At 59.0% G+C, this 24139-nt stretch carries 24 protein-coding genes; 9 read left to right on the top strand and 15 right to left on the bottom strand.

Translation table 11 applies throughout. The features are described 5' to 3' along the window. Positions 1-106 precede the first annotated feature (106 nt). The 7 genes from rplQ to rplO form a co-directional block, all read right to left on the bottom strand. Positions 107-529: a 50S ribosomal protein L17 gene (gene rplQ, locus ACR0A2_RS21450; RefSeq protein WP_480619746.1), complete on the bottom strand. Its 423-nt coding sequence runs from the start codon at positions 527-529 to the stop codon at positions 107-109. Positions 530-659: 130 nt separating this feature from the next. Continuing rightward, positions 660-1676, bottom strand: a complete 1017-nt coding sequence (locus ACR0A2_RS21445) for a DNA-directed RNA polymerase subunit alpha (RefSeq protein WP_480837195.1) — start codon at positions 1674-1676, stop codon at positions 660-662. Positions 1677-1790: 114 nt separating this feature from the next. Further along, entirely contained in the window at positions 1791-2180 is a 390-nt protein-coding gene (gene rpsK, locus ACR0A2_RS21440) for a 30S ribosomal protein S11 (RefSeq protein WP_008757289.1), read from the bottom strand. A gap of 15 nt (positions 2181-2195) precedes the next feature. After that, on the bottom strand, positions 2196-2564 hold the full coding sequence (gene rpsM / locus ACR0A2_RS21435; RefSeq protein ID WP_008757392.1) for a 30S ribosomal protein S13: 369 nt from the start codon (positions 2562-2564) through the stop codon (positions 2196-2198). A gap of 200 nt (positions 2565-2764) precedes the next feature. Next, positions 2765-3409 (bottom strand): adenylate kinase, encoded by a 645-nt coding sequence (locus ACR0A2_RS21430; protein ID WP_152456908.1) that lies wholly within the window; start codon positions 3407-3409, stop codon positions 2765-2767. Further along, complete coding sequence (gene secY / locus ACR0A2_RS21425) at positions 3406-4770, bottom strand: preprotein translocase subunit SecY (RefSeq protein ID WP_152456907.1); 1365 nt, start codon at positions 4768-4770, stop codon at positions 3406-3408. Before secY ends, ACR0A2_RS21430 begins: the two co-directional genes overlap by 4 nt. Positions 4771-4879: 109 nt before the next feature. Beyond that, positions 4880-5353, bottom strand: a complete 474-nt coding sequence (gene rplO / locus ACR0A2_RS21420) for a 50S ribosomal protein L15 (protein WP_152456906.1) — start codon at positions 5351-5353, stop codon at positions 4880-4882. A gap of 309 nt (positions 5354-5662) precedes the next feature. Here rplO and ACR0A2_RS21415 point away from each other — a divergent pair, with 309 nt between their 5' ends. From ACR0A2_RS21415 to ACR0A2_RS21405, 3 genes are all read left to right on the top strand, one after another. Then, entirely contained in the window at positions 5663-6697 is a 1035-nt protein-coding gene (locus ACR0A2_RS21415) for a fatty acid desaturase (protein ID WP_480837192.1), read from the top strand. Between the two features lie 614 nt (positions 6698-7311). Then, a complete protein-coding gene (locus ACR0A2_RS21410) occupies positions 7312-7518 on the top strand; it encodes a cold-shock protein (protein ID WP_152456904.1) in 207 nt (68 codons plus the stop codon). 163 nt (positions 7519-7681) lie between these two features. Further along, the gene (locus ACR0A2_RS21405) at positions 7682-8236 is read left to right on the top strand and encodes a L,D-transpeptidase (RefSeq protein WP_480837190.1); all 555 of its coding nucleotides are present in this window, start codon (positions 7682-7684) and stop codon (positions 8234-8236) included. An 18-nt stretch (positions 8237-8254) separates the two neighbouring features. On the opposite strand, the gene ACR0A2_RS21400 is transcribed toward ACR0A2_RS21405, so the two are convergent. After that, entirely contained in the window at positions 8255-8881 is a 627-nt protein-coding gene (locus tag ACR0A2_RS21400; protein WP_480837188.1) for an arylesterase, read from the bottom strand. Positions 8882-8947: 66 nt separating this feature from the next. On the opposite strand from ACR0A2_RS21400, the gene ACR0A2_RS21395 reads away from it, so the two are divergent. After that, positions 8948-9643 (top strand): ABC transporter ATP-binding protein, encoded by a 696-nt coding sequence (locus ACR0A2_RS21395; protein WP_480837186.1) that lies wholly within the window; start codon positions 8948-8950, stop codon positions 9641-9643. Continuing rightward, on the top strand, positions 9640-12168 hold the full coding sequence (locus ACR0A2_RS21390; protein WP_480837184.1) for an ABC transporter permease: 2529 nt from the start codon (positions 9640-9642) through the stop codon (positions 12166-12168). The genes ACR0A2_RS21395 and ACR0A2_RS21390 overlap by 4 nt, the downstream gene beginning before the upstream one ends. Positions 12169-12170: 2 nt before the next feature. On the opposite strand, the gene ACR0A2_RS21385 is transcribed toward ACR0A2_RS21390, so the two are convergent. Further along, positions 12171-12617, bottom strand: a complete 447-nt coding sequence (locus ACR0A2_RS21385; protein WP_170346430.1) for an RrF2 family transcriptional regulator — start codon at positions 12615-12617, stop codon at positions 12171-12173. 93 nt (positions 12618-12710) lie between these two features. Between ACR0A2_RS21385 and ACR0A2_RS21380 the strand changes: the two genes are divergently transcribed. Next, positions 12711-13280, top strand: coding sequence for a gamma-glutamylcyclotransferase family protein (locus ACR0A2_RS21380; protein ID WP_171641730.1), 570 nt, complete (start codon positions 12711-12713; stop codon positions 13278-13280). Positions 13281-13332: 52 nt separating this feature from the next. On the opposite strand, the gene gltX is transcribed toward ACR0A2_RS21380, so the two are convergent. Next, entirely contained in the window at positions 13333-14658 is a 1326-nt protein-coding gene (gene gltX / locus ACR0A2_RS21375; RefSeq protein WP_480837181.1) for a glutamate--tRNA ligase, read from the bottom strand. 75 nt (positions 14659-14733) lie between these two features. Continuing rightward, positions 14734-15168, bottom strand: coding sequence for a DUF1801 domain-containing protein (locus ACR0A2_RS21370; RefSeq protein WP_171206006.1), 435 nt, complete (start codon positions 15166-15168; stop codon positions 14734-14736). 116 nt (positions 15169-15284) lie between these two features. Between ACR0A2_RS21370 and ACR0A2_RS21365 the strand changes: the two genes are divergently transcribed. Beyond that, positions 15285-16217, top strand: coding sequence for an MBL fold metallo-hydrolase (locus tag ACR0A2_RS21365; protein WP_171171063.1), 933 nt, complete (start codon positions 15285-15287; stop codon positions 16215-16217). Between the two features lie 4 nt (positions 16218-16221). Here ACR0A2_RS21365 and ACR0A2_RS21360 read toward each other — a convergent pair whose 3' ends face one another. From ACR0A2_RS21360 to ACR0A2_RS21350, 3 genes are all read right to left on the bottom strand, one after another. Beyond that, a complete protein-coding gene (locus ACR0A2_RS21360) occupies positions 16222-17553 on the bottom strand; it encodes an NAD(P)/FAD-dependent oxidoreductase (RefSeq protein ID WP_480837179.1) in 1332 nt (443 codons plus the stop codon). Between the two features lie 136 nt (positions 17554-17689). Continuing rightward, positions 17690-18037: a hypothetical protein gene (locus ACR0A2_RS21355; RefSeq protein ID WP_480837177.1), complete on the bottom strand. Its 348-nt coding sequence runs from the start codon at positions 18035-18037 to the stop codon at positions 17690-17692. Between the two features lie 188 nt (positions 18038-18225). Next, positions 18226-19884, bottom strand: a complete 1659-nt coding sequence (locus ACR0A2_RS21350; RefSeq protein ID WP_480837176.1) for an NAD+ synthase — start codon at positions 19882-19884, stop codon at positions 18226-18228. A 189-nt stretch (positions 19885-20073) separates the two neighbouring features. On the opposite strand from ACR0A2_RS21350, the gene ACR0A2_RS21345 reads away from it, so the two are divergent. Continuing rightward, on the top strand, positions 20074-21519 hold the full coding sequence (locus ACR0A2_RS21345) for an MORN repeat-containing protein (protein WP_480837174.1): 1446 nt from the start codon (positions 20074-20076) through the stop codon (positions 21517-21519). A gap of 4 nt (positions 21520-21523) precedes the next feature. On the opposite strand, the gene ACR0A2_RS21340 is transcribed toward ACR0A2_RS21345, so the two are convergent. Continuing rightward, positions 21524-22189, bottom strand: coding sequence for an SDR family NAD(P)-dependent oxidoreductase (locus ACR0A2_RS21340; protein WP_480837172.1), 666 nt, complete (start codon positions 22187-22189; stop codon positions 21524-21526). Between the two features lie 289 nt (positions 22190-22478). On the opposite strand from ACR0A2_RS21340, the gene ACR0A2_RS21335 reads away from it, so the two are divergent. Then, the gene (locus ACR0A2_RS21335) at positions 22479-24047 is read left to right on the top strand and encodes a 2-isopropylmalate synthase (RefSeq protein ID WP_171229742.1); all 1569 of its coding nucleotides are present in this window, start codon (positions 22479-22481) and stop codon (positions 24045-24047) included. Positions 24048-24139: the final 92 nt, after the last annotated feature.

Genomic DNA, 24139 nt, shown 5'->3' with positions numbered 1-24139 from the left:
CAAGTCGGCGGTCGGGTATGCCCCGCAACATGTCGGACATGCCATAACGAAAAAACCTCCGTCCGGTTTCCCGAACGGAGGTTCGACCGTGACCTTGGGTCAGATCTTATTCTTCGTCTGCTGCCTCTTCGGCGGCAACGCGGGCTTTGTCGGCCGCGCCCTTGGCATCGACGTCACGATCAACGAACTCGATGATCGCCATCGGCGCCATGTCGCCATAGCGGAAGCCTGCTTTCAGGATACGGACGTAACCGCCCTGACGCTCGGCGTAGCGGGGGCCCAGGATTTCGAACAGCTTTGCGACGTCTTTGTCTTCTTTCAGCTGCGAGGCAGCCTGACGGCGGGCGTGCAGGTCGCCCCGCTTGCCCAGAGTGACCAGCTTTTCGATGATCGGGCGCAGTTCTTTAGCCTTGGGCAGAGTTGTCTTGATCTGCTCATGTTCGATGAGCGAGCCAGCCATGTTCGCAAACAGAGCTTTACGGTGCTCATGAGTACGGTTCAGGCGGCGGTAACCACGTGCGTGACGCATTTTTCAGTTCCTTCTTTCGCGTTTTGCTTTGTCTGGCCGGCGATGCGTGTCACCGGCTCTCCTTGGGGCGGGAATGCCCATTTGGTCCCCGGATATTCCCACTTCGGGCCGGGCATTGGGGAAGACGCGCTTAGAACGCGTCTTCGAATTTCTTCGCCAGATCTTCGATGTTGTCCGGCGGCCAATCCTCGACATCCATGCCCAGGTGCAGCCCCATGCCGGACAGCACTTCCTTGATCTCGTTCAGCGACTTGCGGCCGAAGTTCGGGGTGCGCAGCATCTCGGCTTCGGTCTTCTGGATCAGATCGCCGATATAGACGATGTTGTCGTTCTTCAGGCAGTTTGCCGAACGGACCGACAGTTCCAGCTCGTCCACCTTCTTCAGCAGCAGCGGGTTGAACTCCAGACCATCGTCCTCGTCCTGACGGCTTGCCGATTCCGGCTCGTCGAAATTGACGAAGATCGACAGCTGATCCTGAAGGATACGAGCGGCAAAGGCCAGTGCATCCTCGGGCGTGATCGAACCGTCGGTTTCGATCTTCAGGGTCAGTTTGTCATAGTCCAGAACCTGACCTTCACGGGTCGGCTGAACGTCATAGGCGACCTTTTTGACCGGCGAATAGATCGCATCGATCGGGATCAGGCCGATGGGTGCGTCTTCGGGCTTGTTCTTCTCGGCCGAGACATAGCCCTTGCCGGTGTTGACGGTCAGTTCCATGAACAGGTCAGCGCCATCATCGAGGTGGCAGATGACGTGATCGCGGTTGAGAACCTCGATGCCGGCGCTTTCGCTGATGTCACCCGCAGTGACGACCGCGGGGCCTTTGGCATTGATCGACAGGCGCTTGGGGCCTTCGACTTCCATGCGCAGGGCAACCTGCTTGAGGTTCAGGATGATGTCGGTGACGTCTTCACGAACGCCTGCCACGCTCGAAAACTCGTGCAGGACGTTGTCGATCTGGACGCTGGTGATGGCCGCACCTTGCAGCGAGCTCATCAGGACGCGGCGCAGGGCGTTGCCCAGGGTCAGACCAAAGCCACGCTCCAGCGGTTCGGCAACCAGGGTGGCCTGACGTGCAGGATCATTGCCCGGCTTGGTTTCCAGCTGGGTCGGCTTGATCAATTCTGCCCAATTCTTGTGGATCATGTAATCCCTCCATTCCTGTCCGCGCCCCATGACCAACAAGGTGCAGACGCCCGAGGTTCAAAATGACGTGCTGGGGCCGTGCAGAAACACAGCCCCAGCTCAATTCAAAATCGCTTAGACGCGACGACGCTTCGGCGGACGGCAGCCGTTGTGAGCAATCGGTGTCACGTCGCGGATCGACGTGATGTTGAAGCCCACGGCAGCCAGCGCGCGCAGTGCCGATTCACGGCCCGAACCGGGGCCCTGAACTTCGACTTCCAGCGTCTTGACGCCATGTTCCTGCGCCTTCTTGCCTGCGTCTTCGGCAGCCATCTGAGCGGCGTAGGGGGTCGATTTCCGCGATCCCTTGAAGCCCATGGTACCGGCCGACGACCACGAGATGGCGTTGCCCTGTACGTCCGAGATCAGGATCTTGGTGTTGTTGAAGGTCGAATTCACATGGGCAACGCCCGATGCGATGTTCTTACGCTCTTTGCGCTTAACGCGAGTCTTGTCACGTGCCATCGGTCAGACCCTCCCTTATTTCTTCTTACCAGCGATGGCCTTTGCGGGGCCTTTGCGGGTACGAGCGTTGGTGTGGGTACGCTGACCGCGAACCGGCAGGTTGCGGCGGTGACGCAGACCGCGATAGCAGCCCAGGTCCATCAGGCGCTTGACGTTCATCTGAACTTCACGACGCAGGTCACCTTCAACGGTGAAATTTGCGTCGATGTGCTCGCGGATGGCCAGAACTTCGGCGTCGGACAGTTCGTTGACGCGACGGTGCGCTTCAATGCCCACGGCTTCGCAGATCGCTTTGGCCGAGGTGTTTCCGATACCGGTGATATATGTGAGGGCGATAGGTACCCGCTTTGCAGTCGGGATGTTTACGCCGGCAATACGTGCCACGTGTCACTTTCCTTTTCGTTGCGGTTCCGTAACTCCAGAACCTTTTTTCACAACGCTTTACCGTGGCAGTGTGGCCAGAGGGTTCAGCATTATTCGAGGTGGTCGGGGCGGTTGGGACGAATCCCGCACGCGGTCTTGATTCCCTTTAGGGATGGGGGTCGATATGGGCTTTTGGCGGTGCCGTCAAGCCCATATTGAAATCAGCCGAGAATGGCCTCGATCGACGCTGTGACTTCCTTGATGTCCGCCAGCCCGTTCACGGGGCGCAGATCGCCCTTGGCGTAGTAATAGCCGATCAGCGGAGAGGTCTTCTTGTAGTACTCCATCAACCGCGTGCGCAGACTGTCTTCGTTATCGTCGGCGCGACGAACGAAGTCATTTTCCTTGCCGCAGTTGGTGCACTTGCCGTCAGCCGGGATCGGCTTGGTCTTGTCGTTATAGACCTCACCGCATCCGCCGCAGGTTGACCGTGCGGTAATCCGCTCCACCAGAGCATCGTCATCCACGCGCATCTCGATCACGGTGTGCAGGGACTGGCCCAGCTTGGTAAGCAGAGCCGACAGCGCGTCGGCCTGCGCCAAAGTGCGGGGGAAGCCGTCAAAGATGAAACCGGCGCCTTTTTCGGTGGTCAGTTTTTCCTCAATCAGGCCGATCACGATCTCATCGGTGACCAGCTTGCCCGCGTCCATGATCGCAGCAACCTTCTGGCCCATTTCGGTTCCGCTGGTCTTGGCCTCGCGCAGCATATCCCCGGTGCTGAGCTGCACCATCCCGCGGGTCTCTACCAGGTGACGCGCCTGCGTTCCCTTGCCTGCCCCCGGGGGGCCCAGAAGAATGATGTTCATCGACGAGCAGCTCCCTTTCTGCCGCGTTTCTTGCCTTTGCCGCGCAGCTGGGACTTTTCGATAAGCCCTTCATATTGATGCGCCAGCAGGTGGCTCTGGACCTGCTGGATCGTGTCCATAGTCACAGAGACGATAATCAGAACCGAGGTGCCACCGAAATAGAACGGAATGGCAAACTGGCCCCGCAGAATTTCGGGCAGAAGACAGACCGCCGCCAGATAGGCCGAACCCAGAACCAGCACGCGGTTGACTACGTATTCCAGATACTCGGCGGTTTTCTTGCCGGGCCGGATGCCGGGCACAAAACCGTTCTGCTTTTTCAGGTTGTCCGCCACATCGTCCGGTTTGAACGACACGTTGAACGTATAGAAATAGGCGAAGAACACGATCATCGAGGCAAAGAACAGAAGGTAAAGCGGCTGTCCGGGGCCGAAATTGGCCAGCAGCCACGACATGACCGGCCCGTTGGCAGCACCGGACGAGAAGGTCGAGATCGTGACCGGCAGCAGCAGCAGCGAGCTGGCGAAGATCGCCGGAATGACACCCGCAGGGTTGACCTTGACCGGCAGGTGGCTTGAGCCGCCTTCGTAGACTTTCATACCGGCCTGACGACGCGGGTACTGAATGTGGATCTTGCGCAGGGCGCGCTCCATGAACACCACAAAGGTGATGACCGCGATGACCATGACGATCACGCCAACGATCACGGCGGGGCTGATTGCACCGCTGCGGCCGCTTGCAAAGAACTGCGCCAGAGCAGCCGGAACTTCGGCAATGATGCCGACGAAGATGATCAAAGAGATACCGTTGCCGATCCCGCGTGCAGTGATCTGCTCACCCAGCCACATCAGGAACATGGTACCGCCAACCAGCGTTATCATGGTCGACATGCGGAAATAGAGCCCCGGATCAGTCGCCAGATCGCCCGATTCCAGCGAAACGGCCAGACCATAAGCCTGAACGGTGGCCAGAGCCACGGTGCCGAACCGGGTATACTGGTTGATCTTCTTGCGCCCCTGCTCGCCCTCTTTCTTGAGCTGTTCGAGCGCGGGAACCATGGATGTCAGAAGCTGAACGATGATCGAGGCCGAAATGTAAGGCATGATGCCGAGGGCAAAGATACCCATCCGCCCCAGCGCCCCGCCGGTGAACATCGAAATCATGCCGCCGATGCCCTGCCCCGCCTGCTCCATGAATTCGCGCAAAGCTGCTCCGTCAATCCCCGGTACCGGAATAAAGGTGCCCAGACGATAGACGATCAGCAAACCCAGCGTGAACAGGATGCGGTTGCGCAGATCGGTGGCCTTGCCCAAAGCAGCCCAGCTTGTGTTGGCTGCCATTTGTTCTGCTGCTGATACCATAAATCGGTCTCTCTTATGCAAACGCCGCCCGGAACCGTTTTCCGGCTCGGACGGCGTCTTGGAAAACTCTGAGGTCTATGTAAGCGGGTCTTTGCCCGCTCACAAGCGATTACTCTGCCGCAGCAGCTTTTGTGACCTTCAGTGAACCGCCCGCTTTCTCGACTGCCTCGACGGCAGATTTCGAAGCACCGGTCACTTCCAGGTTCACCTTGGCGCTGATTTCGCCTTTGGCCAGAACGCGGATACCGTCCAGCTTGCGGCGCACCAGACCGGACGCAACCAGAGCGTCTTCGGTGATCGCAGCCGAAGCGTCCAGCTTGCCGGCGTCGACGAATTTCTGGATCAGACCCAGATTGATAACGGCGAATTCCTTGCGGTTCGGCTTGTTGAAGCCGCGCTTGGGCAAACGCTGGTACAATGGCATCTGGCCGCCTTCGTAGCCGTTGATGGCCACGCCCGAACGGGATTTCTGGCCTTTGATACCACGGCCACCCATTTTACCTTTGCCAGAACCCGGACCACGGCCAACGCGGGTGCGTTTCGGGCTGGCGCCTGGATTGTCGCGCAGTTCGTTCAGTTTCATGTCGCTTCTCCTAAGCCGGATATGACCCCGAAGCGTGATGGGCCAAACACGGCATTTCTTGGTTTTGATTCTCGTGGCGGAAAGCCACCGCAGGCGTATAGGCCCGATAACCGCACTTGACAAGCCTGTAGATTGCCCTGCGCCCCGGGATGCCGGCATGAGGTCTTGAGCCAAGTGTTACGCAAAGGGCACCTCTGCCGGCCTTTGACCGAAAAGTGACCGTGAAATGCAGCAACTTTTGCAAAAACCGCTTGCTATGTCGGGGTGGTCGTCTATCCGGTGGCCAGCAAACACTTGACTGGCAGGCGTATGACTGAACCCTCTCTCTCGCTCCGCGACAAGCCGGAGACCACCGCCGCACGTGACTGGGTAACAACGCTTGCCAAATATCGCGAACCGGACCAAATGCGCAGCGCTTTTGAGCTGGGTGTAAGCATTATCCCCTTTATCGGACTGTGGGCATTGTCCTGGATGTCACTTTCAGTCAGCTATTGGCTGGCCTTTGTGATTTCCGCCCTCAATGCGGCCTTTCTGTTGCGCTTGTTTGCCATCCAGCATGATTGCGGGCACGGCGCATTCTTCAAAAACCGCGCCGTCAGCGACTGGATCGGGCGCGGCATCGGAGTTCTGACACTGACACCATATGATGTCTGGCGCCGCAGTCATTCCACGCATCACAACAGTTCCGGCAACCTGGACAAGCGCGGGATGGGCGATGTCCACACCCTGACCGTGGCGGAATACCGCGCCAAAACACCACTGAACAGGTTCTGGTATCGCGTGTACCGGAACCCGATCACCTTGTTCGTGCTTGGCCCAGGCTATCTGTTCCTGTTTCAAAACCGCCTTCCGCTGGGCCTGACGGACAGCGTCAGGTTCTGGGTCAGCGCGATGGCGACCAATCTTGCCATTCTGATTGCCCTTGTGGCCATCTACTATTTTGGCGGGCTGATGCCGATGTTGCTGATCTTTCTGCCGTCGACACTGATTGCCGCAACGGCCGGAGTTTGGCTGTTTTATGTACAACACCAGTTCGAGAACACGCATTGGGACGCGGATGCAGACTGGCAACTGCACGAAGCGGCGCTGCACGGCAGTTCACACTATATCCTGCCCTCGGTGTTGCAGTGGTTCAGTGCCAATATCGGCATCCACCATGTACACCACCTCTACAGCCGCATTCCGTTCTACCGCCTGACCGAAGTGCTGCGCGATCATGAAGAACTGGCAAACAGCAACCGGATGACCATCCGGGAAAGCCTCGCCAATGCGCGGCTTCACCTGTGGGACGAGAAAAACCGTCGTCTGTTGTCCTTCGCCGAGGCCCGCGCACTTTATGGGTAACGGGCATGCCTGGCGCTTTCGTTTCTGAAATCGCAGCGCATGCCTTGTGTCAACGGCAGGCATGTGGCGCGGGACAGTCTCTATCCATCGCGACGACTTTCTGGGGCGGGATGTTGACAAAGAATGCGCGCGTCACAAACCGGTATTCTCCCGGTGCAAACGCGGGCGCGACTAAGGTGCCTTCATCCGAATCGGGACTGGCTAGATCGCCCACGCCTGAACGGGAAAGCGATCGCGATTGACGCAACCCGCATCGCGCCCTGCATTGCTGTGAAAAAGGCGGTGACCATCTGGTGACAGGAACACCACTCTGCACGACATCAGTGATAACTAGGATTGACCGTTCAACTTGTTCGTGGATGCTGGGCAAGGCTGCGGCACTGTGAAAGAAAACTAGCCTCCCCGGGCCTGTGGACACGGCGGAAATCCCTCATGCCTTTGTAGAAATCAAACAAAATCCCTTGTCACACCCCCGCCCCGATGCCATATGCAAAGAGCTTACGTTTTTCTATTCGACCTACTGTCTCCTTCATCGGCAGTCAGTCTATCGATACAGACCGACGACGCCAGGCTGCCGCAACTCCGTGGGCAGCACTCAAACAGGAGACACGGATATGCCAGCAGGCACCGTAAAATGGTTCAACACCACCAAAGGCTTCGGCTTCATCGCACCGGAAGAGGGCGGCAAAGATGTATTCGTACACATCTCGGCTGTCGAACGTTCGGGCCTGACCGGCCTGGCCGACAACCAGAAAGTCACGTACGAGCTGCGCGCCGGTCGTGACGGCCGCGAAAGCGCCGACAGCATCCAGCTGGCCTGAGCGTGATATCGGGTGAGGGGATCCCCCTCGCCCCTTTCCCGCCACCACCTCGGGTGGCAGGTAGGTCACATCACGTCCACGTGATGTCTGCCCTAGAATTGACCAAATATCGTATCATGATGAAATTGGTTTCAGTTTCATTGGTCATTCGACGAGGGTTTCGATGTTTACACGCCGTATTTTTCTGGCCGGAACAGCAGCAAGCATGTTGCCGGGCATCGCCAGCGCCAAAAAGGCGGTCGAGTATGATCCTAAACCGCAATTCGTGCGCATCAAGAAACAGTTCGTACCTGGTCAGCTGCTGGTCGCGCCCCGGTCGTTCTATCTTTACTTCGTGACGGAATCTCGCAAGGCGATCCGCTATGGATGCGGCGTCGGCAAGGCGGGGCTGGAGTTTACCGGCACGGCCACCATCGATGTGAAAAAGGAATGGCCGACCTGGCGCCCGACCGATGAGATGATCGAACGTGATCCCGTCGCTTACGCTAAATTCAAGGACAATGACTATGTCCAACCCGGTGGCGGAGATAACCCGCTGGGCGCGCGCGCGCTGTATCTGTTCCAGAACGGTGTCGATACCTATTTCCGCATCCACGGCACGACGCAGCCGCAGACCATTGGCCGGGCGGTGTCCAACGGGTGCATACGAATGCTGAACGAGCATGTGATCGATTTGTACAACCGGGTCCCGATCGGAACAGTTGTCACGGTCGTCTAAGTGCCCATGGATGGGCGCCTATTCCGCTTGCCCCGCCTGATCAACAAGCTTCAGAACGGACGGCCCCAGTGATTCAACGATCTTTGCCACCCCATCCGCGTTTGGATGTATTCCGTCCGGCTGCATGAACTGCGATACCGCACCGGGGTCGCCCTCGGCCGCAAGCCCTTCAAAGAAACTGGCGGCGAAGAGGACTTCGAACTCCTTCGCCAAGTCTGGGTACATTCCGTCGAAAGCTTGCTTGTAATCGGCCCCGTAGTTACCCGGCGCCTGCATACCGATCAGCAGAACCGGTACATTCACGCGCCGCGCCACGTCCAGGATCTTGCGCAGATTGGCCTTTGATACGGCCGGATCGATTCCCCGCAACAGATCGTTCCCACCCAAGGCCACGATCATCCCGTCCACATCCGGGGTCAGGGTCCAATCCACGCGCGCGGCCCCGCCCGCCGTGGTATCGCCCGAAACCCCGGCGTTGATTACCCTGACATCCACCCCCTGCGCGTGCAGCCAACGGTCAAGCTGCGGAACAAACCCGTTCTCCTCCACCAGCCCATAGCCCTGAGTCAGCGAGTCTCCCAAAGCCGCAATCACCACTTGTTCGGCTGTGGCCGCAAAACCGCACCACGTGAAAAGGCCTGCCATCAAAGCCTTGCGCAACGTAGTGATCGCTCCATATCCCAAAAGACCGCTCCTTTTTCGGGTAGACCCATGACGACTGCTGTTCTCGCCCTCCAAAATGCCGCTTTGTCACTGGATGGCAATGCCGGGCGGGTCGATATTCTGCACGACATCACTTTGACTGTGAACAAAGGCGAGACGCTGGGGCTTATCGGGCCTTCTGGCTCGGGCAAGTCTTCGCTGCTGATGTTGATGGCGGGGTTGGAGCAGGCGACGCACGGTCAAATCATGGCGCTGGGTCAAGACCTTACCGACATGGATGAGGACGCTCTGGCCCGGTTTCGGCGCGACAGTATGGGGGTGGTGTTTCAGAACTTCCATCTGATCCCGACAATGACCGCGCTTGAAAACGTGGCAACCCCACTGGAACTGGCAGGGCACAAGGATGCGTTCGACCGGGCCGAGCAAGAGCTGGACGCCGTTGGCTTGTCGCACCGTCGCGATCATTACCCGGCGCAACTGTCGGGCGGAGAACAACAGCGTGTTGCCTTGGCACGAGCATCTGCGCCGCGCCCCAAAATCCTGTTGGCTGATGAACCGACCGGGAACCTGGACGAAACCAACGGGGCCGCAATTGTTGATTTGCTGTTTGGTCTGCGCCGGAAATACGATGCAACCCTGGTTCTGGTGACCCACAGCCATTCATTGGCCGAAAGATGTGATCGGGTCGTTCGGTTGCGTGACGGCAGGATCACCGAAGAGACCCGGCAGGAGGCCGCGGAATGAGCCTGCGGATGGCCGGGCGGCTCGCCCGCCGCGAGCTACGCGGAGGCCTGAGTGGTTTTCGGATCTTTCTGGCTTGTTTGGCGTTGGGGGTCGCCGCCATCGCAGCCGTCGGGTCGGTGCGGCAAGCCATACAGGCTGGGCTTGCGCAAGAAGGGGCCTCGCTGTTGGGGGGCGATGCCGAACTTGAATTCACCTATCGTTTTGCCGATGAGGCAGAGCGCGCCTGGATGCAACAGACATCCGTCCAGATGTCCGAGGTTGTCGATTTCCGCTCGATGGCCGTTGTGCCCGGCGCGACAGGTCCGGAACGAGCGCTGACTCAGGTCAAGTCGGTCGACAACGCGTACCCACTTGTCGGCTCGGTACGGCTGGAACCCGAGATCCCGCTGGAAGATGCCCTGAACGGCAGTTTCGGCTTGCCCGGGGCCGTGATGGAACCTGTGCTGATGGACCGGCTTGGGTTGTCCGTCGGTGATCGGTTTTCACTTGGGACGCAAGAGTTCATCCTGACGGCTGCCTTGCTGGACGAGCCCGACAGCGCGGCGGATGGGTTTGGCCTTGGGCCGCGTACTCTGGTACGAACCGAGGCGTTGCAGGCGTCCGGTCTGCTGGAACCCGGAACACTGTTTTCAACAAAGTACAGGATGATCCTGCCCCGGAACGCAGATCTTTCGGATGTATCCGCAAGGGCTGACGCGGCATTCGAAGGCACTGGAATGCGCTGGACGGATGCACGCAACGGTGCCCCCGGGATATCCGAGTTCGTCAATCGCCTGAGTGCATTTCTTGTCCTTGTCGGGCTGTCCGGGCTTGCCGTCGGAGGCATCGGCGTTTCTGCCGCCGTGCGTGCTTATCTGGGGCAGAAGACGGAAACGGTTGCGACTCTGCGCACCTTGGGGGCCGATCGCGCCACCATTTTTCAAACCTACATGATTCAAATTGGCGTTCTGTCCGTCTTCGGGATCGCGATCGGCCTGACGCTGGGTGGATTGGCGCCGCTTGTTCTGGCCCCGCTGCTGGAAAGCCAATTGCCGGTTCCCGCAGTGTTTTCCCTTTATCCACAGCCGCTGATCGAGGCAGCAATATACGGTCTGCTCACAGCGTTCCTGTTCACCCTTTGGCCACTGGCCCGCACCGAAGATGTGCGCGCCGCGACGTTGTTTCGCGACGCGCTGAGCTCGGCCCGCCCCTTTCCACGTCTGATTTACGTCGTGGCAACGGGTGCCGGGCTGTTGTTGCTGATCGCCCTGGCATCATGGTTCAGCGGCTCGACGCGGCTTACTGTCTGGACCGGCGGCGGGCTTGTCGGTGCACTGGCGCTGTTGGCCCTCGCCGCTTATGCCATTCGCAAACTGGCCCGGGCTGGGACTTCGTTGGCCCGCGGGCGGCCCATAGTCAGATGGGCGTTGTCGGCCATCTCGGACCCACGCGAAGGTGCAGGATCTGTAGTTCTGTCACTGGGGCTGGGCCTGTCGGTGCTGGCTGCGGTCGGGCAGATCGACGGGACCCTGCGCAACGCCATTTCGGGCAACCTGCCGGATGTTGCGCCGTCGTACTTCTTTGTGGACATCCAGAAAGATCAAATGCCCGGCTTCACCGAACGCCTGCAAAGCGACCCCGCGGTCAGCCGCATTGAAAGCGCGCCAATGTTGCGCGGGATCATCACGCAGATCAACGGCCGGCCCGCTCGGGACGTGGCCGGAGATCACTGGGTGCTGGAAGGGGATCGCGGCGTGACCTATTCGGTTCAACCGCCGCCGAACACACGCTTGACCGCAGGGGAATGGTGGGACGAAAATTACGCAGGCGCGCCGCAGGTCAGCTTTGCCGCCGAAGAAGCCGAAGAGATGGGCCTGAACTTGGGCGACCAACTGACCGTCAATATCCTGGGGCGAGACATCACGGCAGAACTGACGTCCCTGCGCGAGGTGGATTTCTCTACCGCGGGAATGGGCTTTGTCATGTCGATGAACCCCTCTGCGCTGGCCGGTGCGCCGCACAGCTTTATCGCGACGGTCTATGCCGAAGAACAGGCCGAGGCGGCCATCCTGCGGGATCTTGCGGGCCAGTTCCCCAATATCACGGCCATCCGGGTGCGCGACGCCATTGATCGTGTCTCGGGCCTGCTGGCAGGCATCGCCGCAGCGACCTCGTACGGTGCAGGAGTATCGCTGCTGACCGGATTTCTGGTTCTGATCGGCGCAGCGGCGGCGGGCGAACCTGCCCGCAGATACGAAGCAGCGATCCTCAGGACATTGGGTGCAGATCGTGGCAGTATCCTGCGCAGCTTTGGCCTGCGATCTGTTCTGCTTGGGGCCGCTGCGGGATGCGTCGCGCTGTTCGTTGGCATTCTGGGCGGCTGGGCCGTTGCCACCTACATCTTCGACACAGAGTTCACGGTCATCTGGTCATCGGCCTTCGGCATCGTTCTGGCCGGGATAGGCGTCACGTTATGTGCTGGGCTGGCATTTGCCCTGCGTCCACTTTCGGTGCGTCCGGCGCGCATATTGCGCGCGAGCGATTGAAATCAGCGCACGCAGGCCACGGGCTGCAAGAGCCTCAGCAGCGGATCATTGTCACATACCAAAGCATCCAGGGTAACATCGTCCAGGGACGCATAGAACACCTCTGCCGCGTCCTGAAGCGCAAGCCTCAGCCGACAGGCATCCGTAAGAGGGCACGTGTTGTCAGCGTCGGCGAAACACTCGGCAATGGGCAAAGCCCCTTCAACATGCCGGAACACCGCACCGATGCGTATCTGATCCGCCGGGCGCGCCAGCGACATGCCACCGTTACGACCGCGCTGCGTGCTCAGATAGTTCAGCTGGCTCAGCTGATTGATCACCTGCGCCAGATGGTTTTCCGAAATGTTGCACACTTCGGCAATTTCGGATTTCGTGACCAGCCTGTCCGGGTGAGCTGCGCAATACATCAACAGGCGCACAGCGATATTCGTCCTTTTGGTAATCCGCATGAGGGCCTCCCTAAATTCAAGATGCAACCTTATTGCATGTCCGGGAAAAAAGCGGTTTGACATACATCAATCGACCCAAAGGACACTTCTTGGATGGCCGACCCATATTTCTTTGGCTATGGCAGCCTCGTGAACCTCGCGACGCATGATTTCCCCGATCCACGCCCCGCGCGACTGAAGGGTTGGCGGCGGGCATGGCGGCATACCGATCTGCGACCCGTGGCGTTTCTGACTGCCGTGCCCGACCCGAAGTCAGAGATCGAAGGCATGATTGCGCATGTTCCCAATAATGACTGGGCCGCGCTGGATGAACGGGAATGGGCGTATGACCGAATTCCCGCAACGCAGTCGGTTTCACATCCCTTGACGCACGATGTCGAAATAGCTGTCTACGCCGTCCCGCAGGATCGGCACAGCCAGCCCAGCAATCACCACCCGTTGCTGCTCAGCTATATCGATGTTGTCGTGCAGGGTTACTTGCGGGCGTTCGGCGAAGACGGCGCGGATCGTTTCTTTGAGACGACAACAGGCTGGGATGCCCCGATCCTGAATGATCGCGCCGAACCGCGTTATCCACGCCATCAGCAACTCAAACCTGTCGAACGTGATTTTATCGATGACCGCCTGACAAGTTTATCGGTGCGGTTCGTACAGCCGGCGTAACAAAAATGGGCCACGCCGATGACGTGGCCCAGAAAATTGGTGTGCCACCACGTTAGCCGCGCGCGCGGATCACCTGTAGCAACGGCATCAGCGCAGCCATTTCCGGGCCGCGCTCCATGCCGGTCAACGCTTTGCGCAGAGGCATGAACAGGCCTTTGCCCTTGCGACCGGTTGCCTCTTTCACGGCTTTGGTCCAGGTGCCCCACGTATCACCATCGAACGGACCTTCGGGCAGCAAAGCCATCGCCTGGGCAATGAATTCCCGATCTTCATCAGCGATCAGGGGATCGGCCCCATCACGGCACAGCTCCCACCAGCCCTTGAGATCGGCCAGGGTGGTGATGTTTTCGCGGGCCATGGCCCAGAAAGGTTCTGCCAATTCATCTGGAACACCTGCATCCGCAACGGCACTGGCCACATCGGACAGCGGCAGCGATTGCAAATGCCTGGCGGTCAGCGGAAACAGGTCCTGTACATCGAACTTGGTCGGCGCGGCGCCAAACCGGTTTACATCGAACCCTTCGATCAGCTCGGCCATTTCCGAGCGCAGCTCAACCGGATCAGACGAGCCCAGACGCGCCATAAGGCTCAGCAATGCCATCGGTTGCACACCCTGTTCGCGAAGATCGCGCAAGGCCAGCGTGCCTAGCCGTTTCGACAATGCCTCACCCTGCGGACCAGTCAGCAGAGAATGGTGGGCAAAACGCGGACAACGCCCGCCCAGCGCCTCGATGATCTGGATCTGCGTCGCCGTGTTGGTCACATGGTCCGAACCCCGTACGACATCCGTCACGCCCATTTCAGTATCATCCACAACCGACGCAATCGTATAGAGAACCTGGCCATCGCCACGGATCAGAACCGGATCGGAAACCGAAGCCGCATCAATCGAGATGTCGCCAAGAATGCCGTCATTCCATTCGATACGTTCATGATCCAGCTTGAAGCGCCAGACGCCGTTGCCACGTTCGGCGCGCAGCTTCTCTTTCTCGGCCTCGGACAGGTTCAGCGCAGCGCGGTCATAGACCGGCGGCTTGCCCATGTTCAGTTGCTTCTTGCGTTTCAGATCCAGCTCGGTCGGCGTTTCGAACGCTTCGTACAAACGACCCATCGCGCGCAGCTTGTCGGCCGCTTCGGCATAGCGGTCCAGACGGTCCGACTGACGCTCGACCCGGTCCCAATGCAAACCCAGCCATTCCAGGTCCTGCTTGATGGCATCGACATACTCTTCTTTCGACCGCTCGGGGTCGGTATCATCGATGCGCAGGATGAACGTACCGCCTGCCTTGCGGGCAATCAGATAGTTCATCAGGGCGGTGCGCAGGTTGCCCACATGGATGTAGCCGGTGGGCGACGGGGCGAAACGGGTGGTTGTCATGGGTGTCTCCTGTTGGCGCGGCTCTTGTCACATGGGGGCGTTTTTGTCCAGCCGCCGCTTGATCCATCAGGTGATTCAGAAAGGTTTCACCGGCCACACCCTGTCGAGGTCGTCCAGTCCGGCGCGAATGAGTTCGCGCAAAACGCCCGTGTCGATATCCGCCAGTTTGTTGACGTAAAGACAGGACTTGCCCAGCTTGTGCTTTCCCAATCTGGCCATGAGATCCGCAAAATCTGCGTAACCCGGCATGATGTAAATCACCAAAGCTGATTTGCGCGGCGAAAAACCGGTTGCCAGAAAGACCCCTTCACGACCCGATTTGTAGCGATAGTGGTAGCGGCCATACCCGACGATCGACGGGCCCCACATGACCGGGCTAAACCCGGTGGTGGCGCGAAACAATTTGTCAAGCTGGTGCGCGTCTTCAGCACGGCGCGCCGGTTGAACCGTTCTCAGGAAATTCTCGACGCTTTGATCTGTCGGAACTGTCTTGTTGTCTGATCGCGCCATGAACAAAAATTAACACGTATTATTCATCCATGCACCCCATCTGAATGGCGTATAAACTGGCAAGAGACTCTCGACGCCCTAACTGCAACAAAGATGTCCTGACAGGGAGAACGAAGATGACAATAAAACTTACACGCCGCGCCGCTTTGGGAAGTGCCGCCGCCTTGCCGTTTGCAGCTGCGGCCGCACCGGTTCTGGCCGCCAGCCCGGAAACCAAAGCAAACTCGACCATCGCCAGGTCATTTCATATTGGCGATTTCACGGTCACGACCCTGCTGGATGGCAGCTTTCCACGCGACGGAGCCAAAGAGATTTTTGGGGGCGGAGCGACGGACGAAGAATTTGCCAAGGTTTCGGCTGAAAACTTCATTCCGGCAGACGTCGCACAGTTTTTCTTTACCCCCTCACTGGTCAACACGGGATCAGAGCTGGTTCTGTTTGATACCGGTCTGGGGCAAGGTGGCATACAGGCCGCGCTGGCAGATGCGGGCGTGACCCCGGATCAGATCGATGTGGTCGTGATAACGCATATGCACCCTGACCATATCGGTGGCATGACCACCGAAGGCGCGCCCACCTTCGCCAATGCGCGCTACGTGACGGCTTCTCCGGAATATGATTTCTGGGCTGCGCAGGACGCAGGCAATCGTGTGGGCGATCTGGTCGCTGAAAAAGTCACACCGTTGGCCGAGAAAATGACCTTTGTCGAAGACGGGGGCGAGGTTGCCTCGGGCATTACCGCAGTGGCCGCTTATGGCCACACACCGGGCCACACGGTCTACCATTTGGAAAGCAACGGGCAACGTCTGGTGCTGACGGCGGATCTGGCCAACCACTATGTCTGGTCTTTCGCCCATCCAGAATGGGAAGTCCGGTTTGACATGGACAAGGCCGCAGCCACTGCCGCACGCCGCGATGTTCTTGGCATGCTGGCTGCCGACAAGGTGCCTATGGTCGGCTATCACATGCCCTTCCCCGGCGCCGGGTATGTTGAGACCCGTGGAGAAGGCTTTCGCTTTGTCCCGGTTAGCTACCAGATGATGGGCTGAGCGTTCAGTACCCCGGATCCGGCCGCACTTTTGAACCGTCACTGAACCGCGACAAGCGAAAGGCGGCCGGGTCCACGCAAGGCGTTGTTTCGGTAACCAGATCAGCCATCAGCCGCCCCGCCCCGGGGCCGATTCCAAAGCCATGGCCTGAAAACCCCGTGGCAATGTACATTCCCGGCAGATCATCCACGCCCGAGATTACGGGAATGGCATCCGGCGTCACATCGATCATACCTGCCCAGCTTTGTACGATCTCGCCCGTTTGCACAGCGGGATATCCCTTGCATGCACTGGCCCAGGCGCGTCGCAACGTTTTTTGAGACGGCTCAGGGTCCAGGATCCGGCACTTTTCGAACGGCGTCACATCGGTTGGCAGCCATCTCCGGTCCTGTTTTGCTTCGATCGTCCAGCGTTTGGACAGGCGAAAGCGCAGAGATTTCCACTCCTGCACAAAAGCCGGCAGGAACTGCATCGCCAATCGAAAACTGTCCGGCACGATGTCCACAGTATTTTCGTAACCAGACGCAATTGTGTAACCGCCATCGGCCCGTTTTCGGATCGCAAAGTCATCCGACCACAACGACGTCTCGGGCCCCTCTGCGATGGGGGATGTGCGCAGGACCGTATTCAGAACCTTCAGCTGCGGCAGTTCGATCCCCGCATTGCCTGCAAACAAACGCGACCACGCGCCCCCGGCCAGAACGACGCGGCCGCTGGCAACTTTGCCGCGCTCGGTGAAAACGCCAACGATACGTCCAGCCTGAATGTCCACACTGCGTACTGCGCAATTCGTCATGATCACCGCGCCCCGAGCCCGCGCAGCTTCGGCAATGGCGGGGGCTGTCCATTGCGGTTCGGCACGACCGTCCTGCGGCATGTACAAAGCGGTTTCAAAGCCCGATTGGTTGTCGTGCAAAAGGTCTGCCAACTCACCGCCAGAAACCATCCGCGCGCCGGTCTGCAATCCTTCGACATGGTGCAGCCAACGTTCCATGTTGCAGGCATCCCGCCTACCGGATGCGCCAAAAAGGATACCGGATCGGGTGTAACCTGTCTTGCGGTCCAGCCGGTCATCGAGCGTCTGCCAGATGCGCAACGATTCCTGCATCAGGGGTATCTCTCTTGGGTCCCGCATCCCAAGACGGACCCAACCCCAATTGCGTGAACTTTGTTCGGCTGCAATCTGCCCTTTTTCGCACACAAGAACCGAAGCGCCCCGCTCTGCCAGTTCCAACGCGGTTGAAACGCCGATGATTCCGCCGCCGATGACCACGACATCAATGGTTTTGGGCAGGGCAAGATCAGGTTCTACAGGAGTCGGTTTGGGCGCGGTCATCAATAGGCCTTACTCTGTCGCTTGGACCGCTATGGAGACCAAAAGACAAAGCATGGGCAATACAAACTGCCACCGCAACATACGATTTTCGGCATCTGTGACCCAGACGCCTGAGGTTAAAAGCGCGGGCCGAAGGTTACGCTGCGCCGGACAGTTCCGCCCATTTCTGGCGCAAGATCGCGGACAACCGGTTTTCCTTCAGCGCCGCTTGCGCGGACACGTCTTCCTGAGGAAGCAATTGCGGAAACTCTGGCCGCAGCATGGCCGCTTTCTGATCTTCCGACTTCCGCTGCTCATTCAACAGATCGGCAATTGCTGCATCCAGCTTTTCTTCATCCAATACTTGCGGCGGAGATTCCATTGTGCGCCATTCCAAAGGCGCATGAAGCGATCTTTCATAATCCTCGTACATTTTAACACCAAACCATTCACTCAGACATCCAACCCCGGATACGCTGCGTTCGCCACATTCAGCCTTCGCCATCAACGGCAATGCGTCGCATCCGCCCCACATTGGGCAACTTCCAAGCAAAAATGTGTCAGAAAAATGTCACCCAAGCAAGCCAGGGATGGCCTTTTTCGCACGGTTGCACGGGCTTTGCCCCTCGATCAAGGAACAATGCACAACACAGAAACTTCACTGTTTCCGATCTGACGGGTTTGGCTTCGATTTCAGCGACGATCACGCCAGCGATTTACGATCGGGTACCGCCGGTCCAGCCAGAATGCCCGCTTGCTCAAGCGCGTGCCCGGAGCGGACTGGAACCGTTTGTACTCGCTGATATAGATCAGGTGCTCGACCTTTCGCGCGTCCGCCTCGTCAAATCCGGCGGCGACGCAATCCGCGATGGAGCCGTCCTGATCGACCAGAATGTCAAGTATCGCGTCCAGTACGGGATAGTCCGGCAGACTGTCACTGTCCTTCTGATCTTCGCGCAGTTCGGCGCTTGGGGGTTTGTCGATGACGGACGGGCGAATGACCTCTCCGTCAGGCCCCATCATCCAGTCTCGATGGTTGGCGTTGCGCCAGCGGCAGGTTTCGAACACGCGGGTCTTGTACAGATCCTTGATCGGGTTGTAGCCGCCATTCATGTCGCCATAGATCGTGGCATAGCCCACCGCGACCTCGGACTTGTTGCCGGTGGTCAACAGCATTTCGCCGAATTTGTTCGAGATCGCCATCAGCAAGAGCCCGCGCAGGCGCGACTGAATGTTCTCCTCGGTCAAGCCTTCGTCGAACCCCGCAAATAGCGGAGCGAGCGTGTTGGTGACGGCAGCCCGGCTTTCCGAAATCGGCACATGGTCATAGTGCACACCCAGCGCCTTGGCGACGGCCTCGGCATCGTCCAATGACGCTTGGCTGGTATATTCCGACGGCAACATCACACAGCGAACATTGTCGGCCCCGATGGCATCCACCGCGATGGTCGCCACCAAGGCGGAATCGATCCCTCCGGACAGTCCCAGAACTGCCTTTTTGAAACCGGTCTTGCCAATATAGTCCCGCAGGGACTGCACCATCGCGCGATAATCCTGCTCCCACACATCCGGCTGGGGCACGATTTCTGCCGGCACAATGCGCCAGCCATCATCGCCGCGCTCAAGATCCACCTGAGAAACCACTTCGTCGAATACCGGCATCCGGAAGGCCAGCTCTCCGCCCGGGTTGAGACCGAAGCTGGCGCCGTCAAAGACCTGATCGTCCTGCCCGCCGACCATGTTCAGGTAGATCAGCGGCAGGCCCGTTTCGACCACGCGCGCGACCATATGGTTCAGACGTACATCGTATTTGTTCCGGAAATAGGGCGACCCATTGGGGATCAGTAGAAACTCGGCCCCGGTTTCCTCAAGCGTTTCCGCCACATCCGGGTGCCAGCCATCCTCGCAGATGGGACTGCCGATCCGGAAGTTGCCAACCGAATACGGACCGCCCAGAGGACCCGCATCATACAGGCGCACTTCGTCGAAAACAGTCTCATTCGGCAGGTGGTGCTTCAGAACCTTGCTGGTGATCCTCCCCCCCTTCAGGATCAGATAGGCATTGTACAACTTGCCATCATCGACCCACGGACCACCCAAGGCAATCGCGGGCCCATCGGCGCATTTCCCGGCCAGAGTCTCGACCGCATCCATGGCCGCGCGATGAAACACCGGCTTCAGCACCAGATCCTGCGTGTTGTATCCGGTGATGAACATCTCGGGGAACGCCACCAGATCGGCCCCCGCCGCCTTGCCCTGTTCCCACGCGGCAACGACCTTGGCCGCGTTGCCGTCGATATCCCCTACGGTCGGGTTCAGTTGCGCCAGAGTGATGCGGAAACGGTCGGCCATGCTGCCCTCTTGCCTCGTCAGTCCTATTGCCATTTAGCAGATCATCGCGCGAGTAAAAGGCCAATGCCGCAAAACCCGTTGCCCTGCCCTCGACGGTATCCTAGTTTTGCGCCCAGGGATGCAACCAACGATGATCCGGCAGGCAGGACCAAAATGAATGTGATCCGAAACTCAATTGGGGCTGTGGCCATGAGCTTGGCAGCTGCGACCGCTTTTGCGCAGGACGGCACGATTATCGTCAAGGATGACGAAGTGGGCGGCGTCTACGAGGGCACTTATGAGAATGGCCTGCGCCACGGGACGGGTACGTATCGGCTGCCCAACGGGTTCGAATATACCGGCCAGTGGGTGGAAGGCGAAATTCAGGGCCAGGGCGTCACCAAGTACCCGGATGGATCGGTTTATGAAGGCGCGTTCGTCAAAGGTCAGCCGGACGGGCGCGGCAAGATCGTTTACGCCAATGGCAGCAGCTATGACGGTGAATGGTCCAACGGATCCATCAACGGCACGGGCATCGCTGAATTTGCCAATGGCTCGCGCTATGAAGGTGAGTTCAGGAACGCACAAAGGCACGGCAAGGGCAAACTGACCTTTCCCGACGGATATGTATACGATGGCGACTGGGTGGACGGTCAGCGGCAAGGCAAGGCCACGATCACCTATGCCGATGGCAGCGTTTACGAAGGCGATGTCAACGTCGGCTTGCGCGATGGAACGGGCACCCAGACAATGCCTGACGGAATGGTATACGAAGGCGAATGGACGCAGGACCAGATCACCGGGACAGGTCGCCTGACCTATGCCAATGGCGATGTTTATGAAGGCGAGCTTGTGCAGGGGCGCCGTCAGGGCAAAGGCAAAGTAACTCACGCGTCAGGGGACGTCTATGAGGGCGACTTTGTCGATGATCGCCGCCATGGCACAGGCACGTTCACCGGAACCGATGGTTTTGTGTACACCGGCGACTGGAACCAGGGTCAGATAGAAGGCCTGGGTGAGCTGACCTATCCCGACGGTTCGGTTTACGTGGGCGATTTCGTGGCCGATCTGGCGGAAGGAAACGGCCGCATCACCTATCCCGACGGCTCCACTTACGAGGGTGAGTGGATCGCCGGCGTCATCGAAGGCCAGGGTACGGCGACCTATGCCACCGGCATGATCTACAAGGGTCAGTTCAAAAACGCACAAAGCCACGGCAAGGGTGTGATGACCCGCGCGGATGGTTCGATCTATGACGGAGACTGGGTCAACGGGGTTCGTCAGGGAAAAGGCAAGGCGACATACTCTGACGGCACGGTATACACCGGGGACTTCGTGAACGGAAAGCGTCACGGCAAAGGAGAAATCGTGACCCCTGCTGGGTTCAAATATGTCGGCGACTGGTCCGAGGGCAAAATCAACGGCGAAGGCATTGCGACCTATTCGAACGGCGACGTCTATGAGGGCAACTTTGTCGACAACAAGAGGCAGGGCAGCGGAACCATGCGCTATGCCAACGGGCAAGAAGAAACCGGTATCTGGGAAAACGGTGTTTTGCCAAATCAAACCCCGGACCGGCAGGGCGGCGCAGACGCTCCGGCACAGCAGACAGACCCGGATTCAGAGACGGCACAACCAGATCCGTCTGGCGAATGATCGCTCACCAGGGAACAGGTTTTCCGGCCCAGTCAAAGAACCCACCGGTATCCGCCGGGCGCAACCCGCCGATCACGGACAACAGGTTGCGCGCGGCTTCACCGGGTTCAACGGCGGGATGCCGTCCCAGATATTTCCGAGTAAACTCTGTTTTGACCGTACCGGGATGCAGCGCAACACATATCGCCTGTTTGTGTGTCCGGGCCAATTCTATTGCCGAAGTGTGGACGATTTGATTGACCGCGGCCTTGGCCGCGCGGTAGCTGATCCAGCCGCCCATCCGATTGTCGCCAATGGACCCGACCCGCGCGGACAATACAGCAAATACCGAACGCCGCTGCCGCGGCAACAACTGATGGGCCCGGCTTAGCACCAACGCCGGACCAACGGCATTCAGAGCAAACTGGTCCATCATTGCCCTTGCCGAAACAGATCGAATGGTCTTTTCGGGCGCATTGCCTGAAATCTCCAGCGCCCCGGAAGCGACAAGAACAAGATCGAACGGGCCCGATAGGCGATCAAGCATCCGGCTTGCTCGATCTGGTTCCATCAGATCGAACCCCTCGACAGAGCGCGAGAGGCACGTCACCGCAACGCCCCGTGCCTCCAATTGCTCGCGTACGGCCGCACCAATCCCGCCGGACGCACCAATGATCAAAGCAGTATCCATCTGTGACCAGCTAGCGGCAAGGACGGATCAATCAAGGGACAGGGAATTTCCAACCCCCTACACCGCAACTTGTCGAAAATTGGTTCTTTTCATTCCCGGCGGCGTCTGTATAACCTCAAACACATGATCAACTGCGCAGATATCCCTTTTGCCAAAGCCGCCCTTCGCGGCGCGGTTCTGCGTGGCCTACTGATCCTAATCCGCCTCTGAGCGTGCCATCCGGCGCGCCCGCTCAGAGGAGGACGCCAGCGCGCCAACAGGCTTTAGGACAGACAAGAAAGAGATTCCCATGACCAACGTGACCGACCAAGACCGCGTCTTGATCTTTGATACCACTTTGCGCGACGGCGAGCAGAGCCCCGGCGCGACCATGACCCATGACGAAAAGCTCGAGATTGCCGAACTGTTGGATGACATGGGCGTCGACATCATCGAAGCCGGTTTTCCGATCGCATCCGAAGGTGACTTCAAAGCGGTGTCCGAGATCGCCAAGAACGCCAAGAACGCCCGTATCTGCGGTCTGGCCCGCGCCAATTTCGCTGATATCGACCGCTGCTGGGAGGCGGTCAAACACGCGGAACAGAACCGCATTCACACCTTCATCGGCACCTCTCCGCTGCACCGCGCCATTCCGAACCTGACACAGGACGAGATGGCTGACAAAATCCACGAAACGGTCAGTCACGCGCGCAACCTGTGCGAAAACGTGCAGTGGTCGCCGATGGACGCGACTCGGACCGAATGGGATTACCTGTGCCGCGTCATCGAAATCGCGATCAAGGCCGGGGCAACCACCATCAACATCCCCGACACCGTGGGATATACTGCGCCTCTGGAATCCGCAGACCTGATTAAACGCCTGATCGAAACGGTTCCGGGCGCAGATGAGGTGATCTTCGCCACCCATTGTCACAACGACCTCGGCATGGCGACGGCGAATTCGCTGGCGGCGGTCATCGGCGGCGCGCGCCAGATCGAATGCACCATCAACGGCCTGGGCGAACGCGCCGGCAACACCGCCCTGGAAGAGGTCGTGATGGCCATGCGCACGCGCAATGACATCATGCCCTTCCACACCGGGATCGACACGACCAAGATCATGCATATCTCGCGCCGGGTCGCGACCGTGTCGGGCTTCAACGTTCAGTTCAACAAGGCCATCGTCGGCAAGAACGCGTTTGCCCACGAAAGCGGCATCCATCAGGACGGCATGCTCAAGAACCGCGACAATTTCGAGATCATGCGCCCCGAGGATATCGGCCTGTCGGGCACATCCCTGCCTCTGGGCAAGCACTCGGGCCGCGCGGCTCTGCGCGACAAACTGGAAACGCTGGGCTTTGAAGTTGGCGACAATCAACTCAAAGACATCTTCGTGCGGTTCAAGGATCTGGCGGATCGCAAGAAAGAAGTGTTCGACGACGATCTCATTGCGCTGATGACGTTGGACGAGGCGGACGACTATCTGCAATTGGTGTCGATGAAAGTCACCTGCGGCACCGGCGGGCAGGCGGAATCGACGGTCGAGTTGGAAGTCGACGGCAAGGATGTCATCGCAACTGAACATGGCGACGGGCCGGTAGACGCGACCTTCAAGGCGATCCGAGCGATTCACCCCAACACGGCCCGTTTGCAGCTGTATCAGGTTCATGCGGTGACCGAAGGCACAGATGCGCAGGCCACGGTTTCGGTCAGGCTGGAAGAAGATGGCATGATCGCCACGGGTCAGTCGGCGAACACGGATACCGTCGTGGCTTCGGCCAAAGCCTATATCCACGCGCTGAACCGCCTGATCGTGCGCCGGGAAAAGACCGGCCCGGGCGCGGATGCCCGCGAAATCAGCTACAAAGACCTGACCTGATCCAAAGTGGCGCGATGAGGAGCTCCCGCACCTGCGGTTGCCCGGCTGCGCCGAGCACCCTTGCAGCTTTGGGCCCGGCAGCGCGCCTGCGG

This window comes from Ruegeria sp. H8 (assembly GCF_056532905.1).
The sequence above is the reverse complement of the archived record's forward strand: the minus strand, read 5'-3'. Positions and strand labels throughout refer to the sequence as shown.